The sequence below is a fragment of the Bradyrhizobium stylosanthis genome (genome assembly GCF_001641335.1).
Classification (GTDB): Bacteria; Pseudomonadota; Alphaproteobacteria; order Rhizobiales; family Xanthobacteraceae; genus Bradyrhizobium; species Bradyrhizobium stylosanthis.
The window spans coordinates 150,008-171,842 of the sequence record NZ_LVEM01000004.1; the positions used below are offsets into that span (position 1 = coordinate 150,008).

The window sequence follows — 21,835 nt, forward strand, 5'->3', positions numbered from 1 at the left end:
CCATCATACTCATTGCAGGAGCGGTGTCCGCAAGTCGAGGGTCAGCGGAAACTCATTTGTGCGTTCCTCGGGCGGCGGCTGCATCGGGCCCGGGGTGTGGCCGTGGTCCTGGAAACGCGCCAGCCGCCGCGCCTCGGCCTCGTAGGTGTTGACGGGCTTGGTGTCGTAGTTGCGCCCGCCGGGATGGGCGACGTGATAGACGCAGCCGCCGAGCGAGCGGCCGTTCCAGGTGTCGATCAGGTCGAAGGTCAGCGGCGCGTGGACGGGGATGGTCGGGTGCAGCCCGGAGGCCGGCTGCCAGGCCTTGAAACGGACCCCGGCCACGGCCTCGCCCGAGCGGCCGGTCGAGGTCATCGGCAGGCGGCGGCCGTTGCAGGTCACGACGTGGCGGCCCTCCACGAAACCCTCGGCCTTGACCTGGAGCCGCTCGACCGAACTGTCGACATAGCGCACGGTGCCGCCGGCCGAGCCCTCCTCGCCGAGCACGTGCCAGGGCTCCAGCGCCTGCCGCAACTCCAGCGTCACGCCGCCATGATGGATGCGGCCGAAGGCGGGAAAGCGGAATTCGAGCTGGGCCAGATACCATTCCGCCTCGAACGGGTAGCCGAACTGCTTGAGCTCGCCGAGCACGTCCTGGAAATCTTCCCAGATGAAATGCGGCAGCATGAAGCGGTCATGCAGCGCGGTGCCCCAGCGCACGAACTTGCCTTGTTGCGGCTCGCGCCACATCTTGGCGATCAGCGCGCGGATCAGGAGCTGCTGCGCCAGCGACATGCGCGGGTCCGGCGGCATTTCGAGCGCGCGGAATTCGACGAGGCCGAGGCGCCCGGTGGGCCCTTCCGGCGAATAGAGCTTGTCGATGCAGATCTCGGCGCGGTGGGTGTTCCCGGTGATGTCCACGAGCAGATGCCGGAACAGCCGGTCCACCAGCCACAACGGCGTCTGGTAACCCGGCGGCGGCACATGCGAGAGCGCGATCTCGAGCTCGTAGATGCTGTCGTGACGGGCCTCGTCGATGCGCGGCGCCTGGCTGGTCGGGCCGATGAACAGGCCGGAGAAGAAATAGGACAGCGAGGGATGCCGCTGCCAATACAGCACGAGGCTCTTCAGCAGATCCGGCCGGCGCAGGAACGGCGAGTCCTGCGGGCTCGAGCCGCCGACCACGACGTGATTACCGCCGCCGGTGCCGGTGTGACGGCCGTCGACGAGGAAGCGGTTGGCGCCGAGGCGCACCTTGGCCGCGTCCTCATAGAGACCCGACGTGATCTCGACCGCATCGCGCCAGCTCTTCGCCGGCTGGATGTTGATCTCGATGACACCAGGATCGGGCGTCACCTTGATCACCTCGATGCGCGGATCGAACGGCGGCGGATAGCCCTCGACATGGACCTGGAGCTGCATCTCCTCCGCGGTGGCTTCGAGCGCCGCGACCAGTTCGAGATAATCCTCGATGCGCTCGACCGGCGGCATGAACGCGCAGATCACGCCGTCGCGGATTTCGATCGACATCGCGGTGCGGACCGGGACGGACGTGTTGAGCTTCTCGGGCGCGTCCCGGGGCGGTGATTTCGGCCGCGCCGGCGGCGTGAACACCGGCAGCTTGGCGCGCGCCTCCATCGGATCCTGCTCGATAATGTAAGGATATTGATTGGGCGGCACGTAGCCGAGCGAGCCGATCGGCAGACGCAGGCCGAGCGGTGAATCGCCAGGCATCAGGAACAGATGACTGCGTCGCAGCGGCCAGCGCTCGCTGCGCCAGCGCGGCGGCGCATTCCAGCGCTGGATCGGCAACACGAAGCCGCGCGGCGTGTTCAGACCCTCGTCGAACACCCGCGCCATGCGGGCGCGCGCTTCAGCATCGGACAATTTGGAGTCGGAGGGATCGACATTGACCGGAAGCTCGGCTTCCTTCTTGAGCCAATAGGCCGGATCCTCATAGGCCGGCATGATGTAGCCAAGGTCGACGCCGAGCCGCGCGGCGGTGCCTTCCATGAAGGCTTCGGCGTCCCTGACCTCGGGCCGCCGCGGGTTCTCGATCTTGGCGATGAGGTCGGCGTTCTTCCAGATCGGCACGCCGTCCTTGCGCCAGTAGAGGCCGAAGGCCCAGCGCGGCAGGCTTTCGCCCGGATACCATTTGCCCTGGCCGTAATGCAGCAACCCGCCCGGCGCGAAGCGCGTACGCAGCCGGCGGATCAGGTCGTCCGCGAGCGTACGCTTGGTCGGACCGACGGCTTCCGTATTCCACTCGCCTGCTTCGAGATCGTCGACCGAGACGAAGGTCGGCTCGCCGCCCATGGTGAGCCGCACGTCCTGCGCGGCAAGATCGCCGTCGACCTGCTCGCCGAGATCGTTGAGCCGCGCCCAGGATTCATCGGAGAACGGCTTCGTGATGCGCGGCGCTTCGCGGATCCGCCTCACGCTCATGTCGAAGGCGAACTCGACCTCGGCAAAGCCGGCGCCGCCTGAGATCGGCGCGGCCGAGCGATAATGCGGCGTGGCGGCGACGGGGATGTGCCCCTCGCCCGCGAGCATGCCGGAGGTGGCGTCGAAGCCGATCCAGCCCGCGCCCGGCAGATAGACCTCGGCCCAGGCGTGCAGGTCGGTGAAATCGTTCTCGACCTCGGGCGGTCCTTCGATCGGGTCGATGTCGGGACGGATCTGGACCAGATAGCCCGAGACGAAGCGCGCGGCGAGGCCGAGATGGCGCAGCGTCTGGATCAGCAGCCAGGCGGAGTCGCGGCATGATCCGGCGCCGGAGGCGAGCGTCTCCTCCGGCGTCTGCACGCCCGGCTCCATGCGGATGATGTAGCTGACCTTCTTCTGCAGCTCGCGATTGAGATCGACCAGGAAGTTGACGGTGTTGGGCGCCTCGTGCGGGATCGTGTCGAGAAACTTCGCGAACAGCCGATCGGCCTTCATGGTCTCGAGATAGGGCGCGAGCTCGGTCTTGAGGTCCTTCGGATACTCGAACGGAAAGCTGTCGGCATAGGGCTCGACGAAGAAGTCGAACGGGTTGACCACGGTCATCTGCGCCGTGAAGTCGACCTCGAATTTCAGCTCGGTGGTCTTCTCCGGAAAGACGTAGCGGGCGAGCCAGTTGCCCTGCGGATCCTGCTGCCAGTTCACGAAGTGGTTGGATGGGGTGACCTTGAGCGAATAGCTCAGGATCGGTGTGCGCGTGTGCGGCGCCGGCCGCAGGCGGATGGTCTGCGGGCCAAGATCGATCGGGCGGTCGTACTTGTAGTGCGTAACGTGGTGTAATGCGACGTAGATCGACACGGGGTACGGTGCTCCAGCAGCTTTTTTAAGCAGAACACCTGACGTCAATGCGATCAAGCACTAACAACGGGCAGAGGCTGCCTAGGAAGTATCCCGGTCGTAGCCCGGAGTGCTGCACAGGACGTAACGGGTGGCGGGCCGGAGCCTCCACGGCGTCATGGCCGGGCTTGTCCCGGCCATCCACGACCTTCACTTTCGCTATCGAAGAACGTGGATGCCCGGGACAGGCCCGGGCATGACGACCTCTTGTGGATCTACGTACGACTACTCTCGCGGCGCGGCCTCACGCCGCCGAGGTCAGCCGCTGCAAAAACTGCGTCACCTCTCGGCGCAGGGTCTCGACTTCGCCGTGGACGCGCTCGGAGGCGCTGTTGACGCGGCTGGCGACGCGACCGGTGTCGGCGGCGGCATCGCTGATGCCCGTCACGTTGGAGGACACTTGCGAGGTGCCGGCGGAGGCTTCCTGGACGTTGCGGGCGATCTCGCGGGTGGCGAGGCCCTGCTGCTCGATCGAGGTCGCGATCGCGGCGGTGATGCCGTTGATCTCGCCGATGGTCTGCGCGATGGCCTCGACGGCCGCGACCGAGTTGGTGGTCGATTGCTGCATCTCGCCGACCTTGGCGCTGATCTCCTCAGTGGCCTTCGCGGTCTGGTTGGCGAGGCTCTTGACCTCGGAAGCCACCACCGCGAAGCCGCGGCCGGCCTCGCCTGCCCGCGCCGCCTCGATGGTGGCGTTGAGCGCGAGCAGATTGGTCTGCGAGGCGATCTCGCTGATCAGCTTGACGACGTCGCCGATCCGCATCGCGGCGTCCGCGAGCGCGCGGATTTCGCTGCCGGCACGATTGGCCTCGTTGACGGCGCGCCCCGTGCTCGCGGTCGAGCCGGTCACCTGGCGGCCGATATCGGCGATCGAGGATGCAAGCTGCTCCGCGGCGCTGGCGACGGTCGCGACGTTGCGCGAGGCCTGGTCGGAGGCGCTGAGCACGCCGGAGGTCTGCCGGCTGGTCTTCTCGGCCGCCGCCGCCATCTGGTGCGCGTCGGATTCCAGATCGGTTGCAGCCCCCATCAGGGTGCCGGCGACGCCGTCGAGATGCGTGCCGAACTGTTTTGCGAGATCGGCAATCTCCACCACGCGGCGGCCAAGGCTGTCGGTGCCGGCATTGATGACGACGGCGGAGCGGCGGAACGAGCCGGGCAGACCGCGCGCGAGGATCTTGCGGAAATGCTTGCCGCGGCTGGCGTACTCCATCGACGCCGAGGCTTCGCGCAAGTAAGCATCGGTGATGTCGAGCATGTCGTTGACCGACTTCTGGATCGAGCCGATGCGGCCGGCCTGACGATCGCTGAGGATGCGCGCCTCGAGATCGCCGTGCGCCGCCTTGCGGCAGACATCGGCGACTTCATCGACCGCCATCGCGGTACGATGCTGGCACCAGACGGCGTAGCCGAGCAGCGCGACCATGGCGCCGGGCAGCACCGCCGCGAACGTCCCGGTCACACCGAGAAGCGAAAGCCCGAACGCAACGACGGCAAGAACACACGCGAGCGCGGTCGCTCCCTGCGCCTTAGAGAGAGAGCACAAATTCATCGTAACCGACACCCTGTTGCTTCAGTAGTCCGACCATCGCATCGAAGCTTGCACGCATGCCGTCCTTGGCATTGGCATGCCGCGCCTCCTCCGCGCACAGCGTCCGGTAGATCGGCTTGATGCGCTCGATCTGCGCCGGGTCGGGCTTGCGACGGTTGGAGTGATAGCCGACGATGTTGCCACGCTCGTCGAAGGTCGGCGTGACGTGAGCCAACACCCAGTAATGGCTGCCGTCCTTGGCCATATTGACGACGTAGGCGAAGATCTCCTGCCTGGATTGCAGCGTGTCCCAGAGCAGCTTGAACACCGCACGCGGCATGTCGGGATGGCGGATCACGCTGTGCGGCGCGCCCATCAACTCGGCATAAGAGTATTTCGCCATGCGGACGAAGACGTCGTTGGCGTAGGTGATGCGGCCCTTGAGATCGGTCTTGGAGACGATCAGCTCCTCTTCACCGAGGAGATTTTCCACGCCGGTCGGCCGTATCGCATGCGTCATCGTTGACGAATCCTGTCGTAGGGCAGCGCCCTCGAAGGAGTCGCCCGCATCGCCTCACGATTACGGTGCGAAATATTAATCCCGAGTGACCGCGGAAACCCCCGCGGTCATATGGCACCTACGTATGACTACGTAGATGTCGGCCGATTCCGGCAGCAAGCTGCATCGGCACCAGCTACATCGTCGCGCCGAGCACCCAGGGCGCGAACTCGGCGCCGCCGAAATCGAAGCTCTCGCTCTTGGTCGGCTGGCCGGACGCGGTCTTCAGGATGAGATCGAAGATGCGCTGGCCGCACTGCTCGACGCTCTCCTCGCCTTCGAGGATGGTGCCGCAATTGACGTCCATGTCCTCCTCCATGCGCTTGTACATCGGCGTGTTGGTGGCGAGCTTGATCGAGGGCGCGGGCTTGCAGCCGAACACGCTGCCGCGGCCCGTGGTGAAGCAGACGAGGTTGGCACCGCCGGCGACCTGGCCGGTTGCGGCGACGGGATCGTAGCCGGGCGTATCCATGAACACGAAGCCGCGCTTGGTCACCGGCTCGGCGTAGCGCAGCACCTCGACGAGATTGGTGGTGCCGGCCTTCGCCATCGCGCCGAGCGACTTCTCCAGGATGGTGGTGAGGCCGCCGGCCTTGTTGCCGGGGCTCGGATTGGCGTTCATCTCGGCGCCTTCGCGCTCGGTGTATTCGTCCCACCAGCGCATCAGGTCGACCAGCTTCTCGCCGACCTCGCGGCTGACGGCGCGGCGCGTGAGCAGATGCTCGGCGCCGTAGGTCTCGGGCGTTTCCGACAGGATCACGGTGCCGCCGTGGCGGACGATGAGATCGCTGGCGGCGCCGAGCGCAGGATTGGCCGACACGCCGGAATAGCCATCGGAGCCGCCGCATTGCAGCGCCACGGTGAGCTCGCTCACCGGCACGGACTCGCGCTTGACCTTGTTGGCGTCAGCGAGCGCCTCGCGCACGAAGGCGATGCCCGCCTCCACCGTCTTGCGGGTGCCGCCGACCTCCTGGATGTCCATCGCGCGCAGGCGGCCGGCGAGCTTCTGCTCTTCCATCAGCCCGCCGATCTGGTTCACCTCGCAGCCGAGGCCGAGCACGACGACGTGGGAGAAATTGACGTGGCGCGCATAGCCGCCAAGCGTGCGACGGAGCAGCGCGAGCGGCTCGTTCTGCGTCATGCCGCAGCCGGTCTTGTGGGTCAGCGCGACTACGCCGTCGACATTGGGGAAATCGGACAGCGGATTGTCGCCGGTGAAGGGATTCTTCTTGAAGACGTCGGCGACGAGGCTTGCGACATGCGCGCTGCAGTTCACCGAGGTGAGGATGCCGATATAGTTGCGCGTGGCGACGCGGCCGTCAGGACGGCGAATGCCTTCGAAGGTCGCCGGCAGGTCGAAATTCGGCGTCGGCTTGACGTCGGCGCAATAGGCGTAGTCCTTGGCGAAGTCGCCCATGCCGATGTTCTGCACGTGCACGTGCTGGCCCGGCGCGATCGGGATCGTCGCAAAGCCGATGATCTGGCCGTAGCGGATCACGGGCTCGCCGACCGCGATCGGCTTGATCGCGACCTTGTGGCCGGAGGGAATGCGGTCGACCGCGGTCACGCCATCGGCCACCACCGTTCCCGGCGGCAGGCTCGCGCGCGCGATCACCACGCCATCATCGGGATGCAGGCGGATGACGGGGCTGATGGTCATGGCAGGTCTCCTTGGGTCTCTTACTTCACCTCGCCCCGTTCTTACGGGGAGAGGTTGGATCGCGACCGGCGATGCATCGTCCGGGGCGATCCGGGTGAGGGGCAAGCCGCGCGCTCGATCGTGAGTTTGGTTCGTGTTGAGAGAGGCCCCTCACCCCAACCCTCTCCCCGTAAGAACGGGGAGAGGGAGAGGAGAGAGAGCTCAGGCCTTCCCGGCGGAATCCTTGCGGGTCGCGTTGACCTGCATCTTGGCGTAGGTGGTCATCAGGCCGACTTCGTTCGACAAGGTCACCAGCTTGAAGCCCATGTTGATGGCGCGCGCAGCGCCCTCGGCGCCGCTGCAATGGATGCCCGGGTTGAGGCCGCGCTTGCCGCATTCCTTGATGATCTTCTCGTAGATCGCGAGGATCTCGGGCTCGCTGCGATCGAGCTTGGGCTCGAGGCCGTAGGAGAAGCCGAGGTCGGACGGGCCGATATAGACGCCGTCGATGCCTTCGACGTCGAGGATCGCTTCCATGTTCTCGACCGCGGTCTTGGTCTCCATCATCGGCAGCAGGATGGTGTCGGCGTTCGCGGTCTTCTGGTAGGAGCCGGCGGTGCCGTACATGCCGGCGCGGATCGGGCCGTTGGAGCGGACCCCCTGCGGCGGATATTTCGAATAGGAGACGAGGTTCTTGGCTTCCTGCGCGGTGTTGACCATCGGGCAGATCACACCATAGGCGCCGCCGTCGAGCACCTTGCCGATGATGCCGGGCTCGTTCCAGGGCACGCGGACCATCGGGGTCACCGGATGCTTGTCCATGGCCTGGAAGCACTGCACCATCGACAGATAATCCTGCACGCCGTGCTGCATGTCGACGGTGACGCTGTCGAAGCCGCATTGCGCGATCATCTCGGCCGAGAAGCCGGAGGGAATCGCGAGCCACGCGTTGACCACGGCCTTGCCCGACTTCCAGATTTCCTTGACCTTGTTCGCCACGTTGCCTTCCTTCTTTGTTGTTTGGACCGTTGGGTTGTTTGGACCGTTGGTTGGGCCTTCGTCACCATGACGAGCCGCCGCGACAGCACGACCCTGCTGTTACCGCGAACCGGGGCTCCGCGCTACGCTCGCAATGACGCAAGACCTATGCGGTCGCCCTCTGGATGCTGACTTCGCTGACGCCGACCTCGCGGGCGGTATTCACTATCGCCGCCCAGGTGTCATCCGGCAAGGGGATGCCGTTTTTGCTGCGTTCAGCGCGGGTTTTCCGCTCGGGATCGCCGGGAATCAGCACCCGGTCGACCCCCGCCATGGGCCTGGTGGCGCGGATGAAGTCGGCATAACGCGAGACCTCTGCATCGAACACATGGGAGGTATCGACCACCTTCGGATCGACATAGAACGCCAGCATGCCGTTGGCAAAGCGCCGGCCGCCCGAAGTGGCCCCGGTTCCGGTCAGCGCACCGCCAAGCAGCTCGCAGATGAAGGCGAGGCCCGAGCCCTTGTGCTCGCCAAAGGCGCAGATGGCGCCGGTGCCCTTGGTGTGATCGCGCGGCCCCTCCGCCGTATAGGGGCCGTAGAGCACAGCCGGGTCCTCGCTCAAGCTGCCGTCGGCATCGACCAGCGCGCCTTTCGGCAGCTTCTTGCCGCCGCGGCTCGCCACCAGCACCTTGCCCTCGGCGACGACCGAGGTCGCGAAATCCAGCACGATCGGGTCCTGCCCCGGGCGCGGGATGCCGACGCAATAAGGCGCGGTGGAGAGCCGCTTCTCGACGCCGCCGAACGGCGCCACCAGCAGCGAGCCGGCGGCGTTGACGAAATGCACGGAGACCAGGCCTTCGGCTGCGGCCATCTCGGCCCAGTCGCCGACGCGGCCGATATGGCCGGCATTGCGCAGCGCGACCGCGGCCAGCCCCGCCTTCCTGCATTTGTCGATGCCGATCCGGACCGCCTGCGGCGTCACGGTCTGGCCGTAGCCGAACTTGCCGTCGACCACCGCGAGCGAGGGCGTATCGAGCACCACCTCCGCGGTCTGGTTGGGCACGACCGAGCCCGATTTCTGCCAGCGGATGTAGACGGGAACGCGGATCACGCCGTGGCTGTCGTGGCCGGTGAGATTTGCCGTGGTGAGATAGGTGGCGATGCGGCGAGCTTCCTCCGGCGAGGACTGCGCATGCGCAAAGACTTCGGTGACGAAGTCGATCAGCCTTTGAACCTGAATGGTGACCATGAGGGTCTGCTTGCCTCCCCGTTGCGGCGGAGGCGCGCAATGCCGCATCATCCGCCCTGGCGCCGAGTTCTGAGCGATCGGCTTGGGCGGCAGTTTGAGCGAAAATGCGCGGTCATGTCCATGATGCTTGCCGCGCGCCCGCGCATATCTGCTGTCACTCCTCGGCGCTTGCCTCCTCGCCGGCACCGAGCTCCGCAAGGCTCTGCTCGAGCTCGCCGAGCATCTCCTGCAGTTCGGCGAGCTTGCGCGCGCCGAAGCGCCGCGTGATCTCGGCGTAGATGGCTTCCGAGTTCGGCGCCACCGAGGCCATCAGCTTCACGCCCTCCTTCGAGATCGAGACCATGCTGCGGCGCTGATCCGCCTTCGCCGTCTTGCGCTCGATCAGATTGCGCGCCTCGAGATCGCGCAGGATGCGCGACAGGCTCGGTCCGAGCAGGAAGGCGGTGCGTGCGAGTTCCGTGACCTCGGCGGCCTCGATGGACGCCAGCGCGCGCAGGATGCGCCATTGCTGTTCGGTCAGGCCGTGCTCGCGCAGATTGGGGCGGAACTGCCGCATCACCGCCTCGCGTGCCCGCAGCAGCGACATCGGCAACGAGCGCGAGAAGTCGCGCATCGGCACCTGTCGTGCGGTCGGCGCGCCACCGTTGGCGGGATCGGCCGGTTTCTTGCTCATGGCGCCCTTTCAGACCGCAAAACGTTTGCAGTGCAGCAAGCTCAGATTCTGTTTGACGCATTCACTTAACATGTTAAGTATCTCCGGGCACCACGATTTGTAAGATGACGCATGGCGCTTTCCAACGACGATATCCAGGCCTGCGCGAGCCGTCTGCACCAGGCGGAGATGACCCGCACGCAGATCCGGCAGCTCTCGCAGGATTTTCCCGAGATCAGCATCGCCGATGCCTATGCGATTCAGAAGGCCTGGGTCGACGTCAAGATCGCGGAGGGGCGCATCGTCAAGGGCCACAAGATCGGCCTGACCTCGAAGGCGATGCAGAGCGCGCTCAACATCGACGAGCCTGACTCCGGCGTGCTGCTCGACGACATGTTCTTCGCCGACGGCGGGATCATCCCGACCGAGCGCTTCATCGCAACGCGCGTCGAGGCCGAGCTCGCCTTCGTCATGAAGCAGCGCCTCGCCGGCCCTGACTGCACGATGTTCGACGTGCTCAATGCCACCGACTTCGTCGTGCCGGCGCTGGAGATTTTGGACACGCGGATCGAGCGCGTGGATGCCAAGACGAAAGCGACGCGAAAAATCTTCGACACCATCGCCGACAATGCAGCGAATGCCGGCATCGTGCTCGGCGGACGGCCGATCCGGCCGCTGGATGCCGATCTGCGCTGGATCGGCGCGCTCTGTTTCAAGAACGGCCAGCTTGAAGAAACCGGCCTTGCCGCCGGCGTGCTCAATCATCCCGCAACATCCGTTGCCTGGCTTGCCAACAAGATCGCGCCGCTGGGGCTGGCGCTGGAGCCCGGTCAGATCGTGCTCGCGGGCTCCTTCATCCGGCCGATCGAGACCCGCAAGGGCGACACAATCCAGGCTGACTATGGCGCCTACGGCTCGGTGAGCTGCTACTTCGCGTAAAACAACAAGACGACACAGGGAGTGAAACCGCGATGCCGCATTTCACGATCGAATATTCGGCCAATCTCGATGGCCGCCTCGACATCGACACGGTGTGCGAAGTCGTGCGCAAGGCCGCAGTCGAGACCGGCATCTTCCCGCTCGGCGGCATTCGCGTCCGCGCCATCCGCTGCGAGCATTATGCGATTGCAGATGCGCGGAACGATTACGGCTTCCTCGACATGGTGCTGCGCATCGGCGAGGGCCGCGACCTCCCCACCCGCCAGAAAGCCGGCGAGCATGTGTTCAAGGCGCTTTCAAAACACCTCGATCCCGTCTTCGCCGCAAGCAAGTTCGCCTTGTCGTTCGACATGCAGATCAACGACAAGGACACGAGCTGGAAGCGCAACAACATCCACGACGCCCTGAAAGTGGAGGCCGCAAATGGATAAGCCCACGCCCAAAGCCGATGTGTTCCAGGCCAACCGCGACCGCGTCGCGCCGCTCCTGAAGAAGCTGCAGGCCGACGGTATCGGCCATTTCATCGACGGCAAGACCGTCGCCTCGATCTCCGGTGCGACCTTCGAGACGAAGTCGCCGGTCGACGGTGCAACGCTGGCCAGCGTCGCGCGCGGCAACGCCGAGGATATCGACGCCGCCGCGACCTCCGCCGCCCTCGCCTTCAAGTCCTGGCGCGACATGGGCCCTGCGATGCGGAAGAAGCTGCTGCATCGGGTGGCCGACGCCATCGAGGACAATGCCGACGACATCGCGGTGCTCGAATGCATCGACACCGGCCAAGCCTATCGCTTCATGGCCAAGGCCGCGATCCGCGCCGCCGAGAATTTTCGCTTCTTCGCCGACAAATGTGCCGAGGCGCGCGACGGCCTCAACACGCCGAGCGACGAGCACTGGAACGTCTCGACGCGCGTGCCGATCGGCCCCGTCGGCGTGATCACGCCGTGGAACACGCCGTTCATGCTGTCGACCTGGAAGATCGCCCCGGCGCTGGCGGCCGGCTGCACCGTCGTGCACAAGCCGGCCGAGTGGTCGCCGGTGACCGCCTCCATCCTGGCGCGACTGGTGAAGGAAGCCGGCGTTCCCGACGGCGTGCTCAACACCGTTCATGGCTTTGGCGAGGAAGCGGGCAAGGCTTTGACGGAGCATCCCGCGATCAAGGCGATCGGCTTCGTCGGCGAGAGCGCGACGGGCTCGGCCATCATGGTTCAGGGCGCGCCGACGCTGAAGCGCGTGCATTTCGAGCTCGGCGGCAAGAACCCGGTGATCGTGTTCGACGACGCCGATCTCGACCGCGCGCTCGATGCCGTCGTGTTCATGATCTACTCGCTCAACGGCGAGCGCTGCACCTCGTCCAGCCGCCTGCTGATCCAGCAGAGCATCGCGGACAAATTCGTGGAGAAGCTGACCGCGCGCGTGAAGGCGCTGAAGGTCGGCCATCCCCTCGATCCCGCCACCGAGATCGGACCGCTGATCCACGAACGCCATTTGGCAAAAGTCTGCTCCTATTTCGATGTCGCGCGCCAGGATGGCGCGACCATCGCGGTCGGTGGCAAGGCCCATGACGGCCCGGGCGGTGGACATTATGTCGAGCCCACCTTGGTGACCGGCGCTCACGGCAAGATGCGCGTGGCGCAGGAGGAGGTGTTCGGCCCCTTCCTCACGGTGCTGCCCTTCAAGGACGAGAAGGACGCGATCGAGATCGCCAACGACATCCGCTATGGCCTCACCGGCTATGTCTGGACCAACGACGTCGGCCGTGCGCTCCGTGTCGCCGACGCGCTGGAGGCCGGCATGATCTGGCTGAACTCGGAGAACGTGCGCCATCTGCCGACGCCGTTCGGCGGCATGAAGGCCTCGGGCATCGGCCGCGACGGCGGCGACTACTCGTTCGACTTCTACATGGAAACCAAGCACGTCTCGCTGGCGCGGGGCACGCACAAGATTCAGAAGCTGGGAATTTAACTGTCATTCCGGGGCGCGCCGAGCGCGAGCCCGGAATCCATAGCCACCAGCCGGGGTTATGGATCCCGGGCCTGGCCCTTCGGGCCATCCCGGGATGACGAGCGCAGAGGGGAAACGCAATGCCCGTACCGCAACACACCTTCGAGCCGCCGTTCAACATCATCCGCTCCAGCCACGTCGTGCTCGACGTGACCGACCTGCAGCTGAGCCGCGCGTTCTACGAGACCACCGTCGGCATGCATGTCGAGGATGCCGACGACAAGGTCGTCTATTTGCGCGCGGCGGAAGAGCACCAGCACCACTCGCTGGTGCTGCGGAAGGCCGCGGTGCCTGCCTGCAACAGGCTCGGCTTCAAGGTCGGCAACGACAAAGACCTCGACAAGGCCGCCGCGTTCCTCTCGGAGAACGGTCTCGCCTACGCCTTCGCCGACCAGCCCTTCCAGGGCCGCACGCTGCAATTCACCGATCCCTTCGGCTTCCAGATCGAGCTCTACGCGTCGATGGAGCGGCGGCCGCATCTGCTCCGCCGCTACGACCTCTACCGGGGCTGCCACCCGCAGCGGCTCGACCACTTCAACGTCTTCGCCGCCGAGGTGCAGGACACCGTCGATTTCTATGCGCGGCTCGGCTTCCGCCTCACTGAATACGCCGAGGAGGACGGGCCGAACGGCCGCATCGCCGCGGCCTGGATGCACCGCAAGGGCAACGTCCACGACTTCGCCATCACCAACGGCAAGGGCCCGCGCCTGCACCACTTTGCCTACTGGACGCCGACGGCGATGAACATCATCCATCTCTGCGACGTCATGGCCTCGCAGGGTTTTGTGAAGAACATCGAGCGTGGCCCGGGCCGTCACGGCATCTCGAATGCGTTCTTCCTCTATGTCAGGGATCCCGACGGTCACCGCCTCGAGCTCTACACCAGCGATTATTTTACGGGCGATCACGACCACGAACCGCTGCGCTGGTCGCTGCGCGATCCGCGCCGCCAGACGCTGTGGGGCGCACCGGCCCCGCGTTCCTGGTTCGAGCAGGGCTCGCCCTTCTCAGGGCAGGCCGTGCGTGAGCCGAAGTTCGTGGCCGATGTGCTGGTGGCGGATTGATGCTGGTGATGGCTACCCACGTCTCTCTCCGCGTCGTCCCGGCGAAGGCCGGGACCCATAACCACCGAGTGGAGTTTGGCGAAGAATAGTCGTTCGGTACGCCTATCGAACACAATCGATAGATCACGCGGTATGGGTCCCGGCCTTCGCCGGGACGACGAGAAAATGAAGAGCAGCCAATGAAACTCCCTCGCCTCGCCACCTACTCCGTCAAGGGTGATGTCCGCTACGGCGCTGTCCTGGAAGGCGGCATCGTCGATCTGTCCGCGCGCTACGCAAAAGACTACCCGACGCTGCGCGAAGTGATCGCCGCCGGCAAGCTCGTGAGCCTTGCCGAGGAAGCCGCCGGCCGCACGCCGGTTCACGCGCTCAGCGAGATCACCTGGTTGCCGCCGGTGCCGGCGCCGGAAAAGATCATCTGCATCGGGGTCAACTACCCTGATCGCAACGCCGAGTACAAGGACGGCCAGGACGCGCCGAAATATCCGAGCATGTTCATGCGCTCGCCACGCTCCTTCGTCGGCCACGACACGCCGCTGGTGCGCCCGCGCGCCTCGGCGCAGCTCGACTATGAAGGCGAGATCGTGCTGGTGATCGGCAAGCAGGGCCGGCACATCGCGGAAAGTGCCGCGCTCGATCATATCGCCGCGCTGACCTTGTGCAACGAAGGCTCGGTGCGCGACTGGTTGCGCCACGCCAAGTTCAACGTCACGCAAGGCAAGAACTTTGATTCCAGCGGCAGCCTCGGGCCGTGGCTCGTGCCCTACACCAGGGAATCCCAGATCGCCGACATCAGGCTCACCACCCATGTCAACGGCGAGCTGCGCCAGGACGATCGCACCAGCCGGCTGATGTTTCCGTTCCGCTATCTCATCAGCTATATCTCGACCTTCGCAACGCTCGTTCCCGGTGACATCATTGTGACGGGCACGCCGACCGGCGCGGGTGCGCGGTTCGATCCGCCGCGCTATCTCAAACCGGGTGACGTCATCGAGGTCGCGGCCGAGGGCATCGGCTCGTTGCGAAACGGTGTCGTCGACGAAGCCTGACCAACAATTGAAGTGGAATGAAGCAATGACCACCCTCACCGGCGGCGAAGCGATCGTAAGCGGGCTTGTCGCCCATGGCGTCGACACCGTGTTCGGCCTGCCGGGCGCGCAGGTCTACGGCCTGTTCGACGCCTTCCACCAGGCCCAGCTCAAGGTGATCGGCGCGCGGCACGAGCAGGCCTGCGGCTACATGGCGTTCGGCTATGCGCGCGCCAGCGGCAAGCCCGGCGTGTTCAGCGTGGTGCCCGGCCCCGGCGTGCTCAACGCCAGTGCGGCGCTGCTCACCGCCTATGGCTGCAACGAGCCGGTGCTGTGCATGACCGGCCAGGTGCCGACGCAATTCCTCGGCAAGGGCCGCGGCCATCTGCATGAAATGCCGGACCAGCTTGCGACGCTGCGCACCTATGTGAAATGGGCCGACCGGATCGAATATCCCGCCAACGCGCCGACGGTCGTCGCGCGCGCCTTCCAGGAGATGATGTCGGGACGGCGTGGCCCCGCCTCGGTCGAGATGCCCTGGGACGTCTTCACGCAGCGCGCCGCAACTTCGGCGGCCGGGGTGCTGGAGCCGCTGCCCTCCCCGCAACCCGATCCCGATCTGGTCAAGCAGGCGGCGGCGCTGATCAAGGCCAGCAAGGCCCCGATGATCTTCGTCGGCAGCGGTGCGATCGAGGCGCGCGACGAAATCCTCGAGCTCGCCGAGATGATCGATGCCCCGGTCGTCGCCTTCCGCAGCGGCCGCGGCATCGTCTCCAACGCGCATGAGCTCGGCCTCACCATGGCCGCCGCCTACAAGCTGTGGCCGAAGACCGACCTGATGATCGCGATCGGCACGCGCGCCGAACTGCCGGCATCCGGTTTCCGCTGGCCCTATCAGCCGAGCGGCCTGAAATCGATCCGGATCGACATCGATCCGGCCGAGATGCGCCGGCTCGCCGCCGATGCTGCGATCGTCGCAGACGCCAGGGACGGCACCGCCGACCTCGTCGCCGCCGTGAAAAAGGCCGGCTATGCCAGGAGCCACGGCCGGCGTGGCGAGATCCGCGAGGCCGCAGCGGCCGCGCAGGCCGAGATCCAGCGCATCCAGCCGCAGATGGCGTATTTGAACATCCTGCGCGAGGTGCTGCCGGCGAACGCGATCGTCACCGATGAATTGTCGCAATTCGGCTTCGCCTCCTGGTACGGCTTTCCCGTGTACGAGCCCCGCACCTTCATCACCTCGGGCTATCAGGGCACGCTCGGCTCGGGCTTCCCGACCGCGCTCGGGGCGAAGGTCGCCAACCCGGACAAGCCCGTGGTCGCCATCACCGGCGACGGCGGCTTCATGTTCGGCGTGCAGGAGCTCGCCACCGCCGTGCAGTTCAACATCGGCGTGGTGACGCTGGTGTTCAACAACAACGCCTACGGCAATGTCCGCCGCGACCAGCGCGAACGCTTCGACGGCCGCGTGGTGGCGTCGGATCTGGTCAATCCGGATTTCGTCAAGCTCGCGGAGTCCTTTGGCGTGGCGGCTGCGCGCGTGACTGCGCCGGACCAGTTCAAGGCGGCGATGGAGAAGGCGCTCGCGCATGGCGGGCCGTATCTGATCTCGGTCGAGGTGACGCGGGATTCGGAAGTGAGCCCGTGGGCGTTCATCCACCCGCCGAAGCCGTAACCCTCATGGCGAGGAGGCGCGCCAACGCCGTCTTGAATCATGAGGGCCCCGCTGCCCTGGCCTGGCCGTCATCCTTCGGGATGCGCGCAAGAGCGCGCTCCTCATGAGGAATTGACACTTTCGACCTTGCCTCCCCGAAGCCGCGCCGCCGCGATCACGAGCAGGCCCGCGCCTGCAACCGCCCAGCAGGCCACCGGCGCCCAGTGCAGCAGCGGCGCGTACTCCGGCATCTTCTGCAGGCCGCCCGCGACCGCCGCCATTCGCGCGAAGGTGCCGAGCGCCAGCGCCGAGAAGACGAGGCCGGTAACCTTGCCTTCCGCGCCGGTTGCCCCGATCGCGAGCGCGGCGGAAATGGCGCTCATCAGCATGCAGCCCCACGCGGCGCCGGCGAGAAACTGCGCAACGATGAGCGTATCGAGGCTGCCGGCCAACTCTGCCACGACGATCGCGACCGCACCGAACAGCCCGGCGGCCCCCATCACGACCAGGCCGCCGCGATGCTTGACGACGAGACTCGCCGGGAACATCGCGATGTTGAAGCCGATCCAGAACACCGGCATCAGCCATTGCAACTCGTCCGGCCGGGCGAAGCGCAGATAGAACGGCGCGCTGTTCATGGCGAAATGGAACTGGTAGCCGAGCGCCAGCCCTACCATCGCGACGATGAAGGTGGTCGGCACGATCCCAAGCGGCCTCGCCGCTTCGGCCGGCTTCGAGGGCAAGGTGTCGCGCGCCACCTCGAACTCGACCCGTGACAGGCCGAGCGCCGTAAGCAGCAGCACGACGCTGGAGATCACGAAAGGCAACCGCGCATCGTGCTCGCGCATCACCACGCCGAGATAGGGCGAGACGGCACCGGCAATCCCATAGCCAAGCATGGCCAGCGCAGCGAGGAACGGCACCTGCGGCCTCGTGCGGTACTTGCCGAGCAGGGCCAATGGCGGGGCGCGCAAGGCCGACGACGTAATCGACCAGACCACGATCAGCGCGATCAACCCGGCCTGGGCGGCCGGGCCCATGCCGGCCACGAATGGCATTGCGACGAAGGCCGCGCAGGAGATCGTTGCCAGCACGCCGACGAACAGGCCGAGCCTTCCGACGACCGGCGCGATCCTGTCGGCGGCGATCCCCATCGCCGTGTCGGCGATGGTGAAGATCGCCTGGTCCAGCATCAGGATGAAGATCACCGCGGCCGGCGCGATGCCGACATCGGCCGCGAGCTTCGGCAGATAGATGACGTATGTCGTCCAGCCCAGCGTGAACACGAGTTGCAGGACGGCGAGATAGAGTCCCGTGCGAGTCGCGCTGCCGCTCGCGCCAGTCGAGACCTCTGCTGTGGTCATGTCGCCGCCTCCCCCTCAACGGAGCTTAGACGAGGGACAGGCTGCAAGGAACTGCTTCAGAGCACCTTGCGGAAGGTCAGATTGATGCGCCGTCGCCCGAGCAGCGCATGCTCGCCCTCGGCGAGCGGCGCGACGCCGTGATAAGCGAGCCTGGACGGGCCGCCCCAGACCACGACATCGCCATGGACCAGCCGGAAACGGCGCGGCTTGTCACTGCGCGCGAGGCCGCCGAACAGGAAGGTCGCGGCCAGGCCGAGCGACACCGAGACGATCGGCGCCAAATAATCCAGCTCGTCCTTGTCCTGATGCAGCGACAGCCGCGTGCCTGGCTCGTAGCGATTGACGAGGCAGGCATCGGGCGAAAAGCCCACAAATCCGCCCTGCTCCGCCGCGCGGCGGGCCAGATCGCGAAACACCGGCGGCATCGCCGGCCATGGCGCACCGGTGCGGGGATCGATGGGATCGTAGCGGTAGCCGGTGTGGTCGGTGATCCAGCCGCGCTCGCCGCAATTTGTCATGGCCACCGACATCAGGTGACCGCCGGGCGTGGTCATGCGGCGGAACGGCGATTGCGTCACGACGGCGCGCGCGGCCTCGATCAGTTCGCTTTCGATCGGCCTGACGAAGCCGCGCAGCAGCACGGCGCCGTCCGCGATCTCCTCGCGCGAGGGCTGCGCCTCGGCAGCGCTGTCGAACAAATCAGCCGTCAATGGCCCCGCTCATTTCGCGTCGTGAAAAATCACGCCCAGGGTGTGGCGCTGGCCGGACCTGATACGGCTGACGCCGTGGCGGAGATTAACGCGATAGGTGCCGCGTGTCCCCTGCACCGGGCGGTGGTGCACAGCAAAGGCGACCGCATCGCCCTGCGCGAGCGGCACCACCTCGGCGCGCGACTGCATGCGCGGGCGCTGCTCGGTCAGCACGAACTCGCCGCCGGTGAAATCGCGGCCCGGTTCGGACAGAAGGATCGCGACCTGGAGTGGGAACACGTGCTCGCCATAGAGGTCCTGATGCAGGCAGTTGTAGTCACCGGCCTCGTATTGCAGCAGCAGCGGCGTCGGCCGCGCCTGTCCGGCCTCGTGGCAGCGCTTCAGGAACGCCCCGTGCGAGGCGGGATAGCGGATGTCGATGCCCATCGCCTCGTTCCAGCGGTTGGCGACGCCTTGCAGATGCCCATAGAGCGCTGGCCGAAGCTGCGCGATCGGGTCGGGCAGCGGGTAGGAGAAATACTTGTATTCGCCGCGACCAAAGCCATGGCGGCCCATGACGATGCGGCTGCGGAAATGCGTGTCGTCCGGATAGAGCGTGGCGACGGCGCGGCACTGGTCCGGCGTCAGCAGGTTCTTCAGGACGGCACAGCCCTGAGAATCGAGCTCGGCGGTGATCTGCGGCCAGTCGAGGGCATCGACGTGGGCGGCGAGGTCCGTGGAGGGCGTTTGGGGCGATTTGCGTGCTGTTGCTGTCATAGCCACCACCTTCGCAAGACTGGCACGCCCAACGCCACCCGATTTCCGATGACTATCTCCCCGTCATTGCGAGCGCAGCGAAGCAATCCAGAGTCCCTCCGCGGAACCGGCCTGGATTGCTTCGCTGCGCTCGCAATGACGGAGGAGAGATCTCGTAGGGTGGGCAAAGGCGCGAAGCGACGTGCCCACCATCACGAAATGGTGGGCACGCTTCGCTTTGCCCACCCTACGGGACTGTTGCTTGCCGAGCTAGCCCCGCACCGGCAGCATCACGACGTCGTAGCCGTGCCTGATCGTCCGCTTCAGCACGGGATCCTCGAGCTCGAAGTCGAACCGCTCCGCCGGGCGGATGCCGCCCTTGGCTGCGAAGGTGCCGCCGAACATGGCGCAGCCGTCGGGGAACTTCTTGCCGTCGAAACCGCGCGCAATCAGGTCGGTGACCGGCAGCATCGCGTCCAGGGTGCCCTCCTGGTAGAGCACGCGCTCGCCCTTGATGGTGGCCCAGGAGCGCAGGATCATCTTGTCCCAGTGGCCGATGACGTCCTCGAGCTCCCACAGCGTCGCGGCGATCGGCTTGTCGCACATCTGCTTGGAGACCGTGACGCTGTAGGCCTCGACCTTGCGGTCGGTGTGGTCGGAGCCGCAGCCGACGAAGATGCGGCCCTGCCATCCGATCAGCACGAACTCGACCTCGCCTGAGGAATCGCCGCCGGTGCATTCGATGCTGTCTTCCTGGGTCAGCCGCCGCGCCGCGCCGCGATAGTAGATCGGCGTCGAGGCCGGCGGGGCGATGCCCATCTCCTGCAGCTCTTTGATGTGCTTGTCGCGCGCGACGGGATCGCGGCCGGTCCAGCCGGCGATGACCATCTGGTCGATCGCCAGCGTCAGCGGCGTGGTGGTGTCCTGGGCGTCGACGGTGAAAGTCAGGTCAAACACGAATAACGGCCTCCATGCCGGCAGCAAGTTCAAAGATACGGCGGTCAGACCCGCCTGCCCCTGCAAGCATCAGGCCGACGGGAACGTCGCCCTCCCGATGCGCAGGCAGCGAGATGGCGCAGCCGTCGATCATGTTGATCAGGGTGCAGTTGCGCAGCGCGCGCAGGTTCTGGATGGTGAACGCCTTGTCGTCGGCGAGATCGGCAATCTTCGGCGGCGTGTTGGCGGTGGTCGGCAGCACCAGCGCGTCGTAGGGCGCGAGGCGCGCATTGACGCGGGCGATCAGCGAGCGGCGCTCGTTGAGGAGATCGATGTAGTCGGCCGCGCTCTGCGCCTCGCCGCGCATGATGCGGACGGAGACCCTGGGGTCGTAGATGTCGCCCTTGGAGGTGATGAGATAGCGATGCCAGGCGAAGCTTTCGGAGGCCGCAAAGCCGCCCTTGGCGTTCATCGGGCCGATGTCGTGGAATTCGGCCATCTCGATGCGCTCGATGATGGCGCCGTGGTCGGCCAGCGTCTTCAGCGCGCGCTCGAATGTCTGGGCGACCGGTGCATCGAGATCGTCGAGCGCGATCGTGGTCGGCACGGCGAGCCGCATGCCCTTCACGGGCCGCGGCTTGAGCGCCGTGACCGGCTCGTCGGCGAGCACCGCATCGAGAATGGCACAGCAGCTGACCGATCGCGCCAGGGGCCCGATGCTGTCGAGCGAGAACGACAGCGGCACGGAGCCGTCGAGCGGCACGCGGCGCTGCGTCGGCTTGTAGCCGACGATGCCGTTATAGGCCGCGGGAATGCGGCAGGAGCCGCCGGTGTCGGTGCCGAGCGCGCCATGCGCCATGCCGTCGAGCACGGACACCGCGGCACCCGAGGACGAGCCGCCGGGCACGTGGCCCTCCGCCCGGTTCCAGGCGCCCTTCGGCGTGCCGTAATGCGGATTGATGCCGATGCCGGAATAGGCAAACTCGGTCATGTTGGTGCGCCCGATCAGCACGAAGCCGGCCTTGCGCAGCCGCGCCACCGTAGCCGCGTCGTGCTCGGCTGGCGGAGAATCGTCGAGCGCGCGGGAGCCGGCGCGCGTCACCTGGCCCTTGATGTCGAACAGGTCCTTGATCGAGATGGGGATACCGGCATAGCGCGACGGCGCCGCCTTGACCTTGCGCAGGGTGTCCATTGCATCCGCGGTCGCGAGCGCGGCGTCCTTGTCGACATGGATAAAGGCGCGCTGCCCCTCGCCTGAGGGATCGGCGATCTTGGCGATGCACGCCTCGACCAGCTTGCGGGAGGTGCTGCGGCCGCTTTCGAGGTCTTCGGCGAGCTTCGCCAGCGTCGGAAAATCGGGCATGTCTGTCTCACGGAATATTGGCGCGCGCAATCTATAGCGCTGGCTCAGTACGACACAAGCACTGTGCGCATGATGGCATGCATGCGCATTGCTGGACCGTTGACGCGCCATGGTC

18 protein-coding genes are annotated in these 21,835 nt (G+C 66.1%); 6 read left to right on the forward strand and 12 right to left on the reverse strand.

Features of this window, described 5'->3' with window-relative positions; translation table 11 throughout:
* Window positions 1–9: 9 nt before the first annotated feature.
* The 7 genes from A7X65_RS27225 to hpaR form a co-directional block, all read right to left on the reverse strand.
* A complete protein-coding gene (locus A7X65_RS27225; protein WP_063691091.1) occupies window positions 10–3,279 on the reverse strand; it encodes a transglutaminase family protein in 3,270 nt (1,089 codons plus the stop codon).
* A gap of 283 nt (window positions 3,280–3,562) precedes the next feature.
* Window positions 3,563–4,867, reverse strand: coding sequence for a methyl-accepting chemotaxis protein (locus A7X65_RS27230; RefSeq protein WP_063691093.1), 1,305 nt, complete (start codon window positions 4,865–4,867; stop codon window positions 3,563–3,565).
* Window positions 4,845–5,366, reverse strand: coding sequence for a PAS domain-containing protein (locus A7X65_RS27235; RefSeq protein WP_063691095.1), 522 nt, complete (start codon window positions 5,364–5,366; stop codon window positions 4,845–4,847). Before A7X65_RS27235 ends, A7X65_RS27230 begins: the two co-directional genes overlap by 23 nt.
* Before the next feature lie 175 nt (window positions 5,367–5,541).
* Window positions 5,542–7,065: a UxaA family hydrolase gene (locus tag A7X65_RS27240; protein WP_063691097.1), complete on the reverse strand. Its 1,524-nt coding sequence runs from the start codon at window positions 7,063–7,065 to the stop codon at window positions 5,542–5,544.
* Between the two features lie 201 nt (window positions 7,066–7,266).
* Window positions 7,267–8,043 carry an HpcH/HpaI aldolase family protein gene (locus tag A7X65_RS27245; protein WP_063691099.1) on the reverse strand — a complete coding sequence of 259 codons (777 nt, stop codon included), beginning with the start codon at window positions 8,041–8,043 and terminating at the stop codon, window positions 7,267–7,269.
* 145 nt (window positions 8,044–8,188) lie between these two features.
* Entirely contained in the window at window positions 8,189–9,274 is a 1,086-nt protein-coding gene (locus A7X65_RS27250) for a malate/lactate/ureidoglycolate dehydrogenase (protein WP_063691101.1), read from the reverse strand.
* 154 nt (window positions 9,275–9,428) lie between these two features.
* On the reverse strand, window positions 9,429–9,947 hold the full coding sequence (hpaR, locus tag A7X65_RS27255) for a homoprotocatechuate degradation operon regulator HpaR (protein WP_063691102.1): 519 nt from the start codon (window positions 9,945–9,947) through the stop codon (window positions 9,429–9,431).
* 111 nt (window positions 9,948–10,058) lie between these two features.
* Between hpaR and hpaH the strand changes: the two genes are divergently transcribed.
* The 6 genes from hpaH (at window position 10,059) to A7X65_RS27285 (ending at window position 16,633) form a co-directional block, all read left to right on the forward strand.
* Entirely contained in the window at window positions 10,059–10,865 is an 807-nt protein-coding gene (hpaH, locus tag A7X65_RS27260; protein ID WP_063691105.1) for a 2-oxo-hept-4-ene-1,7-dioate hydratase, read from the forward strand.
* 32 nt (window positions 10,866–10,897) lie between these two features.
* Entirely contained in the window at window positions 10,898–11,296 is a 399-nt protein-coding gene (locus tag A7X65_RS27265; RefSeq protein WP_063691107.1) for a 5-carboxymethyl-2-hydroxymuconate Delta-isomerase, read from the forward strand.
* The gene (gene hpaE / locus A7X65_RS27270) at window positions 11,289–12,827 is read left to right on the forward strand and encodes a 5-carboxymethyl-2-hydroxymuconate semialdehyde dehydrogenase (RefSeq protein ID WP_063691109.1); all 1,539 of its coding nucleotides are present in this window, start codon (window positions 11,289–11,291) and stop codon (window positions 12,825–12,827) included. The genes A7X65_RS27265 and hpaE overlap by 8 nt, the downstream gene beginning before the upstream one ends.
* 119 nt (window positions 12,828–12,946) lie before the next feature.
* On the forward strand, window positions 12,947–13,930 hold the full coding sequence (gene hpaD, locus A7X65_RS27275; protein ID WP_063691111.1) for a 3,4-dihydroxyphenylacetate 2,3-dioxygenase: 984 nt from the start codon (window positions 12,947–12,949) through the stop codon (window positions 13,928–13,930).
* Window positions 13,931–14,109: 179 nt separating this feature from the next.
* Entirely contained in the window at window positions 14,110–14,979 is an 870-nt protein-coding gene (locus tag A7X65_RS27280) for a fumarylacetoacetate hydrolase family protein (RefSeq protein WP_063691113.1), read from the forward strand.
* A gap of 25 nt (window positions 14,980–15,004) precedes the next feature.
* Window positions 15,005–16,633, forward strand: coding sequence for a thiamine pyrophosphate-dependent enzyme (locus A7X65_RS27285; protein WP_063691114.1), 1,629 nt, complete (start codon window positions 15,005–15,007; stop codon window positions 16,631–16,633).
* Between the two features lie 101 nt (window positions 16,634–16,734).
* Here the strand turns inward: A7X65_RS27285 and A7X65_RS27290 are convergent, their stop codons facing one another.
* The 5 genes from A7X65_RS27290 to A7X65_RS27310 all read right to left on the reverse strand — a co-directional run bounded on the left by A7X65_RS27290 (window position 16,735) and on the right by A7X65_RS27310 (window position 21,720).
* Entirely contained in the window at window positions 16,735–17,976 is a 1,242-nt protein-coding gene (locus tag A7X65_RS27290; RefSeq protein WP_063691116.1) for an MFS transporter, read from the reverse strand.
* A 56-nt stretch (window positions 17,977–18,032) separates the two neighbouring features.
* A complete protein-coding gene (gene alkB / locus A7X65_RS27295) occupies window positions 18,033–18,686 on the reverse strand; it encodes a DNA oxidative demethylase AlkB (RefSeq protein ID WP_063691117.1) in 654 nt (217 codons plus the stop codon).
* A gap of 9 nt (window positions 18,687–18,695) precedes the next feature.
* Window positions 18,696–19,442: a 2OG-Fe(II) oxygenase gene (locus A7X65_RS27300; RefSeq protein WP_063691119.1), complete on the reverse strand. Its 747-nt coding sequence runs from the start codon at window positions 19,440–19,442 to the stop codon at window positions 18,696–18,698.
* Window positions 19,443–19,691: 249 nt separating this feature from the next.
* Entirely contained in the window at window positions 19,692–20,378 is a 687-nt protein-coding gene (locus A7X65_RS27305; RefSeq protein ID WP_063691121.1) for a DUF2848 domain-containing protein, read from the reverse strand.
* On the reverse strand, window positions 20,371–21,720 hold the full coding sequence (locus tag A7X65_RS27310; RefSeq protein ID WP_063691123.1) for an amidase: 1,350 nt from the start codon (window positions 21,718–21,720) through the stop codon (window positions 20,371–20,373). Before A7X65_RS27310 ends, A7X65_RS27305 begins: the two co-directional genes overlap by 8 nt.
* Window positions 21,721–21,835: the final 115 nt, after the last annotated feature.